Source organism: Agrobacterium sp. MA01 (assembly GCF_009650195.1).
Lineage (GTDB): Bacteria > Pseudomonadota > Alphaproteobacteria > Rhizobiales > Rhizobiaceae > Allorhizobium.
Map to the genome: position 1 here is coordinate 3035180 of NZ_CP045854.1, position 13602 is coordinate 3048781.

The following is a 13602-nucleotide window of genomic DNA, read 5'->3' on the forward strand; positions in this document are numbered from 1 at the left end:
CCGGCAATCGTTCCCGATCATCCGTTCCTATGCTCAGGCCGGCAGGCCACCATCGCGGCCGCCGGCAAAGGCAAGTTCGGCAGCCTTGGCCCGCAGTTCCATCGGTCTCAGCATCAGCGCGGCAATCTGTTCTGGGGACTGCGGACGGCCGAAGAGATAGCCTTGCAACTGGTCGCAGCCAGCAATCCGAAGGATGACGGCCTGCTGCTCGGTCTCGACCCCCTCGGCAGTGACGGGGATGCCGAGCGAGCGGGCGAGAGCCACAGTTGCCTGCAGCATTTCCACGGCCCGATGACCCCGATCGAGTGATTGCACGAGCGACCGGTCGATCTTCATCCGATCGAAGCCGAATTGCCGGAGATAGCCAACACTGGAAAAACCCGCGCCGAAATCATCAAGCGCGATCCTGAGGCCAAGCGACCGCAGCCGGTCCATGGCGAGCCTTGCCCGCTCGGGGCTCTGGATGAAGTAGGTTTCGGTCATCTCCATGACGACCCGACCAGGCTCGATGCGCGCCTCCGCGAAGGTCGCCGCGACATGATCGACAAAGGCCGGATCCCGGAACTGACCGGGAGAAACGTTGACAGAAAGCTTCAGCTCGGGCCAATCGCCAAGCTGGCGAAGAGCCTGGCTGAGAACGCAGAGCCCGAGCTGATCGATCAGCCCGCTGGTCTCGGCGATCGGAATGAACACGTCAGGCGACACCGGCCCATGGCCCCGGCGCGTCCAGCGCGCCAGCGCCTCGACACTGACGAGCGTGAAGGTCTTGGCATCGACGACCGGCTGGTAAACGACCTCGATCTCACCGTGTGCAATGGCCTCGCGCAGATCGATTTCCATCTGATTGCGGTTTTGCCGCTCTTCATCCATGCGGGGGTCATAGACCGTCCAGCGGCCCCGGCCGCCATCCTTGGACGAATACATGGCCATGTCGGCGCGGCGCGTCAGCTCGCCGCCATCGACAAGACCGCCCTCGGAAACGCAGATGCCGATGCTGCATCCGACAACCACGGTCCGTTCGCCCAGAAGTACCGGCTCGTCGAAGAAGGCGATGATCGAAGTTGCAAGTGAAAGGGCCCGCTCCTGCGCATCCTTGCCCGTGAGCACGATGCCGAATTCGTCGCCGCCGATCCGGGCGAGTGACGAAGCATCCCCGACAAGAACAGAAAGGCCGGCCGCGACCGCGCGGATGAGCCGGTCACCCGTCGCATGACCATAGGCGTCATTGACCTCCTTGAAGCCATCCAGATCGAGATAGAGCAGCACGACATCTTCGTTAATGTCGCGCCCGCGTCGCACCTGATCCTCAAGCAACTGGGTCAGGCCGGCTCGATTGAGAAGTCCGCTGAGGCGGTCGGACTGGGCGAGTTTGACGGCATTGGCTTCATCCGCCCGCACCCGGCGCAACTCGGCATTACCGATGATGACGAGCAGGAGGGCATAGATGGTGACGATCACCAGCGCCGCCTTGATCAGGGGCGCGACCTGTTCGCGGCTCTGGTCCCCCGGGGCACGCGGGGTCCAGGCCAGGGAGGCGATGGCCTGACCGGAAGGGGCAGAAATCGTGACGGATGCATTGTTCGTGGATGGCGGCGTGAGGACGAGGCCGGGCAGCACATAGGCGTCGGACAGTCGCTCCACCGTAAGCGGCGAAAGATGCCGGATGAAAGCGAGATAGACCTGCTCTCCCGGAGGAACGCCGACGTCTCCTGATTTCGGACGGATCAGGGCAACGCCGGCAGAGCCGATCCCCCTCTGCGTGCGGATGAAGCCGAGCGACTGTGGAACGAGGCCGCTCTGGCCCGAGCGCACCTTGTCGAAGAGCTCCATCAACGCCGGTGTCAGATAACCGCGGGCATCGCCCTCGACCGGCTCCCCGTCAGAATAGGCCATCATCGGACGACCCTCGGCATCGAGCACGATCGCCACGTCGAAGAGGTCGCTATCGAAGGTCATGTCGCCGAAATTGCTGATCATCCAGGCCATGTCCTTGTGGACATAGGCATTAGTCGCGGCATCATCCCAGGCGGTGTAGTCGATCAGTGTCGCGCCCAGCTGATGTTCGAAGGTCTGAACGGCGCCGACGAGCGTTTCGCGCGAGCGTTCCTCGTCCAGATGGTTGGCATAGCTTGCGACACGATCGAGCGCGGTCATCACGATCGAGGCAACCATCATCGCCATGGTCGCGAAAACGACGAGCAAGACTGCGACCGCCACCCGTCGGGTGGCAAGTGGCCGTAGCCGTCTGTCGAAATGGTGAAGCCGCATACGATCTACCCAAGGCTGAAGCCACACCTTGCGTCGAAATGTGTTCAATTTGACTTAACACACTGAAGAGCATGCAGAATAACCAACCACCCGAATATCCTGATATGCAACGAAAAAGGACCCCGGTTTCCCGGAGCCCTTTGCAGGTCGGCCTGGAGGAACCGACACGGATAGACGGATGGTCAGTCGACGACGGAGACGAACTCATCCTTCGGACGACGCACCTTCTTCAGTCCGGCAAGCCAGTCGCCTTCGGCGGCGCGATAGCCGAGCGGCAGGATCGTCACCGAGCGCAGGCCCTTTTCACGCAAGCCCAGGATCTCGTCGAGCTTGGCCGCATCGAAGCCTTCCATCGGGGTGGCATCGACGCCTTCGAAGGCGGCAGCAGCAACGGACATGCCAAAGCCGATATAGGCCTGGCGGGCGGCATGCTCGAAGTTCACGTCGGCATCGCGACCCGGATACATGCCGAGCAGCATCTGGCGATAATTCTCCCAGCCTTCGTTCTTGAAGCCACGCTCCTCGTTGGTCAGGTCGAACATGTGGTTGATGCGCTCGACCGTGTAGTTGTCCCAGGCGGCGAAGACGAGAAGATGCGAACCTTCGGTCACCTGCGCCTGGTTCCAGGCGATTTCCTGGATCTTTGCACGGACGTCCTTGTTGGTAACGACGATCACTTCAAAGGGCTGCAGGCCGCTGGAGGTCGGTGCGAGACGCGCGGCCTCGACAATGCGCTCGACCTTGTCCTCGGACACGGGCTTTGAAGGGTCCATCTTCTTGGTGGCGTAACGCCAGTTCAGCTTTTCAATCAATGCGGACATCGTGTCGCTCCTGTTTGAACCCTCAAGGCGCCACGGGAGTTGGCACGGCCGGTCGGGTCTGGTATAAATTCGTAACCAGGCCTAGATATGGAACCGGAAAATTTGTGCAAGAAGGCACATTTTTGATACCAGGTTACACCGATGGAACGATTGGAACCACGATGTGCGACAACTATGACCCGACCAAGTGCCAGACCGTCAGCGAAATGCTGGCGAGACTGGGCGACAAATGGACGGTTCTGGTCATCATGATGCTGGGAGACGGGCCGCAGCGCTTTTCCGATCTCAAGCGCTCCGTCGTCGGCATATCCCAGCGCATGCTGACATTGACACTGCGCGCACTGGAACGCGACGGCATCGTAGAGCGCACGGTGCACCCGACCGTGCCGCCCAAGGTGGAATATGCTCTGACCGATCTCGGCCGTTCTTTCGGCGAGCCGATCCGGGCGCTAGGTGGCTGGGTCTTCACCCATCACGACCGCATCCAGTCGGCCCGTGCAGACTTCGACCGGCGCAACGAAGTGGATGCCGGCAACAAGCTGATCAAGCTCGGCTGACCAGGATTACGGGGGCCAGAGCCCCCTGCCCGGTCAATCCGCCTTGAAGTTCCCCTTCGGAAACTCTGAGGCAAGATCACGATACCACTTGCCGCTCTTCTTGATGGTGCGGACCTGGGTGTCGTAATCGACATGCACGAGGCCGAAGCGCATTCGGTAGCCCTCGGCCCATTCGAAATTGTCCATCAGCGACCAGGCGAAATAGCCCTGCATCGGATATCCGTCAGCGATCAGGTCGGCGACCTTGTCGAGATGTTCGGCGTAATAGTCGAGCCGCGGCTGGTCCTCGACCTCGCCAGACTCGACTTCCATATTGTAGCAGGCGCCGTTCTCGGTGATGTAGCAGACCGGCAGGTCGTAGCGGGCATAGAGACGCTCGACGAGCGACTTCAGCGCCGGCGCATAGACCTCCCAGCCGATATCGGTTTTCACATCCGAAACCGGAGCCGCATTGACAGTCGCCGGGAATTCCGCACCCGGTGTTGGATCGTCGGCAACGCGCATCGGCGTGTAGTAGTTCAGCCCCCACCAGTCGAGTTTCTGGTTGATGATGCCGAGATCGCCGTCCTCGATCTTGGGCATGCGATGGCCGAGCGCCGAGAGGAACTCGGCCGGATATTCGCCCTTGAAGACTGGATCGAAGAAGACGCCATTGTGGAACTGATGCGCGCGTTCGGCGGCAGCGAGATCTTCAGCGCTGTCGGAGCCCGGCAGCGTCTCGTGGGCATTTAGCACCAGCCCGACCGGCACCTTCGGGCTGACGTCGCGGATCGCCTGAACGGAAAGCCCGTGCGCGAGATTGGTGTAATGCAGCGCATGAAGGGCCGCATCCATGCTGCGCTCACCCGGCGCATGAACCCCGTAGAGATGACTGAGCCAGACAGAGCACCAGGGCTCGTTGAAGGTTGCAACCGCATCCAGCCGATCGCCGAGACGCTCCATGACCACCTTGGTGTAGCGCTGGAAGGCCTGTGCCGTCGACCGCGCCGTCCATCCACCCTCGCCCATAAGGGAGAGCGGCAGATCCCAGTGATAGAGCGTTGCATAGGCCTTGATGCCCCGCGCCTTCAATCCGTCCACGAGGTTGTCGTAGAAATCGAGGCCCTTCTCATTGATCGGTCCGGTCCCTTCGGGCAGGACACGCGGCCAGGCGATCGAGAACCGATAGCCGGTGACGCCCATGTCCTTGATCAGATCAAGATCGCTTTCCCACCTGTTGTAGTGATCGCAGGCCATGTCTCCATTGTGCCGCCCGAAGACCCGGCCCGGCATGTTGGAGAACGCATCCCAGATCGAGGGCTTGCGCCCGTCAGCCTTCGACGCTCCTTCGATCTGGAAGGAGGCGGTCGCGACCCCGAACAGGAAGTCACCGGGAAAACGCGAGGCAAGAGCCTTGGGATCGATCATCAAACATGTCCTTCGTCATATCAGGGCGAAAGGTCCGCCGCTGGTCTTTCGATGAGCGGTTTAGAGCAATCGAACGACGCGGTGAAGACGGCAGAAACAAAAAACTGCAACGTTGCAGTTTTCACACCCTCCCCTTGAGGGGGAGGGTCGGAGCAAAGCTCCGGGGTGGGTAACTCCGGGGCTGCCAGAGCGCCTGCGTGACCTCCTCTCCCCTCGGGGAGAGGGTCGCTGAGCGAAGCGGAGGCGGGGTGAGGGGGCGGATCGGCGAAGCGTTGAACAGACAGCCTGAGCTTCGCTCCCCCTCATCCGCCCTTCGGGCACCTTCTCCCCGCTGGGGAGAAGAGGGAGACACCCGGCGATCTCCCCCCCTCAAGCGGGAGGTGGAGTTACACCTTCACCCAGCCACCATTCTGCTTAGACGATGCAATGCAAGCCTCAACAAACGCCACACCCTTCACGCCGTCATCGACAGTCGGATAGACCACCGCCGGATCGACAGCAGCACCCGACTTCGCCGCATTGATGGCGGCAGCGGCTTCCGTGTAGATCGTCGCGAAGGCTTCCAGATAACCCTCGGGATGACCCGACGGAATACGGGTCACACGGCCAGCCGCAGCATTCGCCCCTGCCCCGCCACGTGTGATCAGCTGCTTCGGCTCGCCGAGACGCGTGAACCACAGATAGTTCGGATCGGCCTGCGTCCATTCGATGCCAGCCTTGGTGCCGTAGATGCGAACCTTCAGCCCATTCTCGTTGCCGGTCGCCACCTGGCTGCACCACAGCAGACCCTTGGCGGGCGTTTCTGTACCCTTGGCCTTGAAGCGCAGCATCACATGGGCGTTGTCATCGAGACGCCGACCTTCGACGAAGGTGTGCACGTCGGCCGCCAGCTCGTCGAGTTCGAGGCCGGAGATGAACGAGCCGAGATTATAGGCATGCGTGCCGATGTCGCCGGTCGAACCGCCAGCGCCCGACTGCTTCGGATCGGTACGCCAGGCAGCCTGCTTCTGTCCGGTCTGCTCGATCGGCTCGGCCAGCCAATCCTGCGGATACTCCATCTGCACCAGGCGGAGATCGCCGAGTTCGCCGGAGCGCACCAGTTCGCGCGCATGCCGCACCATGGGATAGCCGGTGTAATTGTGGGTGAGGATGAACAGTGCCTTCGCCTTGTCGGCAACAGCTTTCAGCGCCTTGGCATCTTCGAGGTTCGAGGTCAGCGGCTTGTCGCATATGACGTGGATGCCGCGCTCCAGAAAAGCCTTGGCCGCCGGGAAATGCAAATGGTTGGGCGTCACGATCGACACCGCCTCGATGCCATCGGGACGGGCCGCTTCCTTCTCCGCCATCTCCTCATAGGAGCCATAACAACGCTCCGGATCGAGCCCGAGTTCGCGGCCGGAGGCCACCGACTTCTCCGGCGTCGAGGACAGAGCACCGGCAACGAGGTTATACTGGTCGTCGAGACGGGCTGCCATCCGATGCACGGCGCCAATGAAGGCGCCGGCGCCGCCGCCGACCATCCCCAACCGGATCTTTGGTGTCCGTTCGCCCGACTTGCTTGCTTCGATCGCCATGATGCGTCCTCCTTCATGAGCTGCGTCTGGAGTTCACGCTCCAGATCCGTTAGACTGGCACCCGAGAAGAAGGATGCCCTGACAGTGAACAACTGAGATCCGCCTCCTCAGAGGCAAAGCAACCGAGCCGGTGTCAGCAATCGACGCGACGCCATAACTCCGCCTTTGCAAGGATCTCGACCATGCCTTTTCTCGACCCGAGACAAGCCTATCCCATCACGCTTGCCGATGGCACACCCTACCGCGAGACCGTCCAGCTTGCTGCCGTCATCGACCATCCGCGCATGGAGATCGGCGACTTCAGCTATTTCACCCATTCCGGCAAAGTGGACGAAACGGCAGCGATCCTCGCGCCCTATCTCTACCCCTTCAGCCAGGAACGTCTGGTGATCGGCCGCTTCGTCCAGATCGCCCGGGAGGCAATCATCATAACAAGCTCGGCCAACCATGCCATGTCGGGCGTGACGACCTATCCCTTCCGCGTCTTCAGCCCCGAGACCATCGACGGCTACCAGGATCTGCCTTTCCAGGACACCGTTGTCGGCCACGACGTCTGGATCGGCCATGGTGCAACGATCATGTCGGGGGTCACGATCGGCTCCGGAGCCATCATTGCAGCCCGCGCCGTCGTCACCCGTGACGTGCCGCCTTACGCCATCGTCGGCGGCAACCCGGCAACCGTGATCCGTATGCGCTTCACCGACGAGGAGATCGCCGACCTGCTGGCACTCGCCTGGTGGGACTGGCCGCTCGACAAGATCGAACGCGCCCTGCCCTACCTCGAGAGCGGCGACATCGCCGCCCTCAGCCAAGTCTAGCCTCAGAGACCCAGCATCCGCCGGTTGGCCGCATCGTCGGTCCCGCCGGAAGCGAAGTCGTCGAAGGCCTTTTCGGTCACGCGGATGATATGCGCCCGGACGAAATCGGCTCCTTCGCGGGCGCCGTCTTCCGGGTGCTTCAGCGCGCATTCCCACTCGACAACGGCCCAGCCGTCGAAATCGTTCGCCGCCATCTTCGAGAAGATCGCGCCGAAATCGACCTGGCCGTCGCCGAGCGAGCGAAAACGCCCTGCCCTGTTCACCCAGCCCTGGTAACCGCCATAGACGCCCTGCCGGCCGGTCGGATTGAACTCCGCGTCCTTGACGTGGAACATCTTGATCCGGTCCTTGTAGATGTCGATGTTGTCGAGATAGTCGAGGCACTGCAGCACATAATGCGACGGGTCGTAGAGCATGTTGGCGCGGGAATGGTTTTTCACCCGCTCCAGAAACATCTCGAAGGTGACGCCGTCATGCAGGTCCTCGCCCGGATGGATCTCGTAACAAACATCGACGCCCTGCTCCTCGGCATAATCGAGGATCGGCGTCCAGCGGCGCACCAACTCGTCGAAGGCGGTCTCGACGAGACCGGCCGGGCGCTGCGGCCAGGGATAGATATAGGGCCAGGCGAGCGCGCCCGAGAAGGTCGCATGCGCCTTGATGCCGAGATTGCGCGAGGCCTTCAGCGCGTATTTCACTTGGCTCACGGCCCATTCCTGCCGCGCCTTCGGATTGCCGCGCACTTCGGGTGCCGCAAAGCCGTCAAAGGCTTCGTCATAGGCCGGATGAACCGCGACCAGCTGGCCCTGAAGGTGGGTGGAGAGTTCAGTGATCTCGACGCCGTTCTGGCGCGCCACGCCGGCGAGTTCGTCGCAATAATCCTTGGATTCAGCGGCCTTCTTCAGGTCCATCAGCTGGCCGGCCCAGGTCGGAACCTGGACGCCCTCATAACCCTTTTCGGCCGCCCATTTGGTAATCCCATCCCAGGTGTTGAAAGGTGCGGCATCACCCGCAAACTGGCCGAGAAAGATCGCCGGTCCCTTGATCGTCTTCATGAATTCTCCTCCCTGAGTATTCCTGCAACGTTTCCGTGAACGATTACAGGAGATGGAATTTCGACACAACCGCAATGATGTTTACAGCGGAAATCTGCCCGGGAAAAACCCGGGCAGACAATGGCGTCGCAGTCCTGGAGATCAGAACGGCGAATCCGGGAAGTAGTAGCCTTCCGCGTTCTCAGGCGTGATCAGCGTCGCGTCGAGCGTGTAGGTGCCATGCACCGGAACGCTGTCGTAGAGGGCAGCAGCCGTCAGTTCCATCGCAGTGCCGACCATCGACGGCGGATAGAGAACGTTGACCGGCACCATCTTGTCGCCGTCCATGACCTTCTTGATCATGTCCTTCGAACCGGCACCGCCGATGATGTACTGGATGTCAGTACGGCCGGCCTGCTCGATGGCCTGCAGCACGCCGACAGCCATGTCGTCATCCTGGCACCAGACCACATCGATCTTCGGGTACTTGGTGAGGTAGTCCTGCATGACCTTGAAGGCGTCGTCGCGGTTCCAGTTGCCGAACTGGCGGTCGAGGACCTTGACGTTGGAGCCTTCGATGCCCTTGTCGAAGCCATCCTGGCGCTGCTGGTCGATCGGGATCGGCATGCCGCGGATGATGACGACTTCTGCATCCGGATTGTTTTCGGCAATGTATTTGCCGGCGACTTCGCCGAGAGCGGGGTTGTTCCCGGCCACGTAGAGATCGCGGACCGAATTGTCATTGACCGACGGCGCACGGTCGACGAGTGCGACGAACTTGCCGCTGTCCTTGATCTGGCGGATGGCGTTGACAAGCGGATCGGGATCGGTCGGCAGGATGACGAGCGCGTCGATGCCCTGCGTCGCCAGATCCTGCACGGCATTCGCCTGACTGGACGGATCGGCAGAGGTCTTGACGACCACGTTGAGGCCGGGATGACGCTCCATCAGCTGCTTGGCGATACGTTCGGCATGATAGATGACGCCCGATGTCCAGCCATGTGTTGCGGCCGGGATCGAGACACCGATCGTCTTGGTGTCCTGGGCCTGCGCCGCGCCGAAGATCGACACCAGCGCGGTCATGGCGACAGCCATACCCAAAAGTTTCTTGTGCATTGGTTTCCTCCCAAAGTGACGAGGGTCGAGTTTGAACGGACCGGGCGACCCTCCTGCCCGGCCGTTTCCTTACGCCTTGCGCGCCAGCGACCGCTGGACGAGCATCGCGATGATGATGATCGTGCCCTGTATGGCCCCGATCAGATATTCGGAGATGAAGTTCGAGAGCAGCATGATGTTGCCGACAAGCTCGAGGATGAAGGCGCCGCAGATCGTGCCCCAGACACGGCCAGCCCCGCCCTTGAGCGCCGTACCGCCGACAACGACGGCGGTGATCGCCTGCAGTTCCCAGAGGATGCCCGTGGTGGCGGACGTCGAGCCGAGGCGCGGCACGTAAAGCAGCACGGCAATCGCCACGCAAAGCCCCTGGATGACGAAGGCGATGGTGCGCACCCGGTCGACGGCAATGCCGGAATAGCGCGCGACGTCACGGTTCGAGCCGACAGCAACGACATGACGACCGTAACGCGTGCGATAGAGCACGAGGGCGGCAATCGCGGTCACGACGAGGATGATGACGATCGGCACCGGCAGGCCAAGGATCGAGCCAAAATAGACCGGCCGGTAGATTTCCTGCTGGGCCGGATCGCGCAACGTGATCGCCCCGCCCTGGGAGAGCCAGGTGGTCAGGCCGCGATAGATGCCCATCGTGCCGAGCGTGGCGATGAAGGGTTCGATCTTGCCGACGGTGGTGATCAACCCGTTGGCCAGACCGCAGAGCGAGCCGATGACGATGGCAAGCGCCATGGCCGCCGCGATCATCAGGCCGGGATCCGCAATCGCGCCGGAATTCATGAACAGGATCATCAGACTGGCAACGAAAGCCACCATTGATCCGACGGAGAGATCAAGGTCCCCCGAGGAGATGACGAAAGTGGCGCCAACGGCGATGATGGCGATGAAGGCCGAGCGCGTCGCGACATTGGCAAGGTTTGTGAGGCCGATGAAATTCGGGTTCACCAGCGCGCCGACGATCAGGAGGATCAGAAGCGCGGCGAAGGGGGCAACGGCACGCAGGTCCACATCGCGAAAGGTGCGGCGTGAGCGGCCAGGTGTGGTCGTTTCAGTCTCGGCAGTCATGGTCTTCCCGTCTCCTCCCGCACGCCTCGTTTCGAGGTCGCGCACCCTGAAGTCTTCGTGTTCAAGCCCGGCCTTGCCGCCGGGCTGATGCAATCACTCAGCTCGCCATCTGCCGTTTCAGGCCGGCGGCGTAGCGCATGATGGTCTGTTCGTTGATGTCTTCGCCCTCGAGCAAACCGACCATGCGGCCCTCGCGCATCACGGCAACCCGCGTGCACAGACCGATCACCTCCGGCATCTCAGAGGAGATGACGATGATCGAGCGGCCCTCGCGGGCAAGGGCTGCGATGAAATGATAGATCTGCTGCTTGGTCCCGACATCGATGCCGCGCGTCGGCTCATCGATGATGATGATCTGAGGCTCGACCTCCATGATCTTGGCAAGCAGCAGCTTCTGCTGATTGCCACCGGACATGCGCCCGACGCGGACCTTCTCGTCGCGCACCCGGATATCGAAGCGTCGCTTGGCCCGCGCCATCGCCTTCGCCTCGCTGCCGGGATCGAGATAGCCGTGACGCACATGGTTATCCATCGACTGCAGCGTCAGGTTCGCCGTCATGCCCTCGCCGAGCAACAAGCCCTTGCCCTTGCGATCCTTGGTCATATAGGCGAGCCCACGCCGGTTCGCTTCGCGAAAATCTCCAGCCTCCAGCACAGCACCCTTAAGCCTGACCTCGCCCGACAGACGCGGACGCAGGCCCGCCACCGCCTCCATCAGCTCCGTACGCCCCGACCCGATCAGGCCGGAAAACCCGAGCACTTCGCCGCGCTTCAGTTCGAAGCTGGCATTCCGGACGAAACCAGTCGTGAGATCCCGCACGGAAAGAACGATCTCTTCGTCGACATTGGGTTCATGTTTCGTTGGATAGAGGCTCGACAATTCACGCCCGACCATCAGTTGGGCGATCGCTTCGCTGTCGAGCGCCGAGGTCGGCGCGGTCTTGACCCACTGGCCGTCGCGCAGAACCGTGACCCGGTCGGTCAGCTCCATGACCTCGTCGAGCTTGTGGGAGACGAAGACGAAACTCGTTCCCCGCGCACGCAGCTTGCGCACCTGATCGAAGAGAACCTCGGTCTCGTCGCGTGAGAGAACGGCCGTCGGCTCGTCCATGAAAACGATCCGCGCCTTGCGGCTGATCGCCTTGGCGATCTCGACCATCTGCTTGTCGGCGACGGCCAGCGAACTGATCAGCGCATTCTCATCGATCCTGGAGCCGAGTTGATCGAGCACACGCCGCGCCTCCGCTCGCATCGTCTTGCGATCGAGCAAACCGAAACGCGTGACTTCACGACCGAGAAAAAGGCTCTCGGTGACGGTGAGATGGTCGGCAAGATTGAATTCCTGGTGGATGAGCACGATACCGAGCGCCTCGGCCGAGCCATTGGCCGGCAGCGTGACCGGCTCTCCATCCAGAAGGATGCGACCGGCCGTCGCCTGCTCGAAGCCTGAGAGGATCTTCACCAGCGTCGATTTGCCGGCACCATTCTCGCCCATGAGCGCGTGAACCTCGCCCGGCAACACGTCGAAATCGACGCTGAACAGCACCTGCACGTCGCCAAATGATTTGGAGATACGCTCCGCCACGAGCACGGGTGTCCGCGCCTCGTCCCCAGCCAATGTCATGTAATCCTCCCGGCGGCTCCTCAACCGCTATGCCCTCTCTGTAAACCTTTACATGGTCGATGTAAAGGTTTACATCATCCACTCATAGGGACAATTTGTTCCCTCTCAGCTTTCGCAACCGCAGCAGTGAATGTAAGGTCTCCAACGATTCCAGACGGATAGGGGATAAAGCCGCGTGCCGGACCAAGCACCAGCGACGATCGAGGACGTGGCACGCATCGCGGAAGTGTCGATCGCGACGGTCAGTCGTGCGATCCACACCCCCGACAAGGTGGCCAAATCGACGCGCCAGCGCGTGAACCAGGCGATCGCCATCACCGGCTACACGACCAATGCCATGGCGCGCTCGCTGCGCATGGGCCGGTCGAACATGATCCTGATCCTCGCCCCCGATATCGGCGACCCCAACTTCTCTTCGACCCTGATCGGTCTCGAGAACGAAGCGCGTGCGCATGGCTTCGGCGTTCTTATCGGCCATACCCAGAACGATCCCGAGCGCGGGCTCGAATATCTGAAGTTCCTGAGTTCCGGCCAGGCGACTGGCCTCGTGCTCTTCACCGGCCATGAACCCTTCGGGCACCAGGTCATCGGCCAACGGCTGCCGCCCTCAGTCGCCGTCTTCGAACCCGTCTTCGGCTCGAAGATCTCCTATGTCGGCGTCGATGACATAGCCGGTGCGCGCAAGGCGGCCGAACATCTGCTGTCGGCCGGGCACCGCTCGATCGCCTTCATCGGCGACAGCAAGACGCGGCTTGGCCACCAGCGCCGCCGCCAGGGCTTCGACATTGCGCTCGATGCAGCCCGCATACCGCCCCAACAACGTTTCATCCTCGAAGGTGAAGGCACTATCGAAAGCGGGCGCCTTGCGGTGGAACAACTCTTCATGCGCGATCAGCTGCCGACCGCATTCATGTGCGTCAATGATGCGACCGCCGTCGGCGTGATCAACGGCCTGACCGCCCGCGGCTACGACCTGCCCTACGACTTCTCCGTCATCGGCTTCGACGACGTGCCACAGGCGACCTATGTGACCCCGGCACTGACCACCATCCGCCAGCCCAGAACGGCAATCGGCCGTCAGGCCATGTCGCTGCTGATCAAGTCACTCGCCGATCGCCCGACCGAGCGCCAGGAAATCCTGCTGATGCCGGACCTGATCGTACGGGGCTCTGTGGCCGGACCGGCCAGGCGTTAGCCTTGCCGCACCGCCATCCTTTGCCGATGGACCCATATTCGGTCTGGGCCGTTGACCGACATACACCTAAATTGGCGGCTCAATAGCCCGCCCCAGCCAGCAATCGGA

General features: G+C 61.9%; 11 protein-coding genes. 3 read left to right on the forward strand and 8 right to left on the reverse strand.

Translation table 11 applies throughout. The features are described from left to right. Positions 1-33: 33 nt before the first annotated feature. Both GH983_RS14710 and GH983_RS14715 read right to left on the reverse strand, forming a co-directional pair. Positions 34-2268, reverse strand: coding sequence for a bifunctional diguanylate cyclase/phosphodiesterase (locus GH983_RS14710; RefSeq protein ID WP_246727406.1), 2235 nt, complete (start codon positions 2266-2268; stop codon positions 34-36). Between the two features lie 182 nt (positions 2269-2450). Further along, the gene (locus GH983_RS14715) at positions 2451-3089 is read right to left on the reverse strand and encodes an NAD(P)H-dependent oxidoreductase (RefSeq protein WP_153762785.1); all 639 of its coding nucleotides are present in this window, start codon (positions 3087-3089) and stop codon (positions 2451-2453) included. Between the two features lie 161 nt (positions 3090-3250). On the opposite strand from GH983_RS14715, the gene GH983_RS14720 reads away from it, so the two are divergent. Beyond that, positions 3251-3646, forward strand: coding sequence for a helix-turn-helix domain-containing protein (locus tag GH983_RS14720; protein WP_054148154.1), 396 nt, complete (start codon positions 3251-3253; stop codon positions 3644-3646). A gap of 33 nt (positions 3647-3679) precedes the next feature. On the opposite strand, the gene GH983_RS14725 is transcribed toward GH983_RS14720, so the two are convergent. Together GH983_RS14725 and GH983_RS14730 are read right to left on the reverse strand one after the other, a co-directional pair. Then, complete coding sequence (locus GH983_RS14725; RefSeq protein ID WP_153762786.1) at positions 3680-5053, reverse strand: GH1 family beta-glucosidase; 1374 nt, start codon at positions 5051-5053, stop codon at positions 3680-3682. A gap of 386 nt (positions 5054-5439) precedes the next feature. Then, on the reverse strand, positions 5440-6627 hold the full coding sequence (locus GH983_RS14730; protein WP_153762787.1) for a Gfo/Idh/MocA family protein: 1188 nt from the start codon (positions 6625-6627) through the stop codon (positions 5440-5442). A gap of 182 nt (positions 6628-6809) precedes the next feature. On the opposite strand from GH983_RS14730, the gene GH983_RS14735 reads away from it, so the two are divergent. Further along, positions 6810-7445, forward strand: coding sequence for a CatB-related O-acetyltransferase (locus GH983_RS14735; RefSeq protein WP_153762788.1), 636 nt, complete (start codon positions 6810-6812; stop codon positions 7443-7445). A gap of 2 nt (positions 7446-7447) precedes the next feature. Here the strand turns inward: GH983_RS14735 and GH983_RS14740 are convergent, their stop codons facing one another. The 4 genes from GH983_RS14740 to GH983_RS14755 form a co-directional block, all read right to left on the reverse strand. Beyond that, positions 7448-8500: a sugar phosphate isomerase/epimerase gene (locus tag GH983_RS14740; RefSeq protein ID WP_153762789.1), complete on the reverse strand. Its 1053-nt coding sequence runs from the start codon at positions 8498-8500 to the stop codon at positions 7448-7450. 141 nt (positions 8501-8641) lie between these two features. Beyond that, positions 8642-9595, reverse strand: a complete 954-nt coding sequence (locus tag GH983_RS14745; RefSeq protein WP_069043388.1) for a substrate-binding domain-containing protein — start codon at positions 9593-9595, stop codon at positions 8642-8644. Positions 9596-9664: 69 nt separating this feature from the next. Beyond that, positions 9665-10675, reverse strand: coding sequence for an ABC transporter permease (locus tag GH983_RS14750; RefSeq protein WP_054148148.1), 1011 nt, complete (start codon positions 10673-10675; stop codon positions 9665-9667). Positions 10676-10772: 97 nt separating this feature from the next. Next, the gene (locus GH983_RS14755; protein WP_069043387.1) at positions 10773-12299 is read right to left on the reverse strand and encodes a sugar ABC transporter ATP-binding protein; all 1527 of its coding nucleotides are present in this window, start codon (positions 12297-12299) and stop codon (positions 10773-10775) included. Between the two features lie 175 nt (positions 12300-12474). On the opposite strand from GH983_RS14755, the gene GH983_RS14760 reads away from it, so the two are divergent. Continuing rightward, positions 12475-13494, forward strand: a complete 1020-nt coding sequence (locus tag GH983_RS14760) for a LacI family DNA-binding transcriptional regulator (protein ID WP_153762790.1) — start codon at positions 12475-12477, stop codon at positions 13492-13494. Positions 13495-13602: the final 108 nt, after the last annotated feature.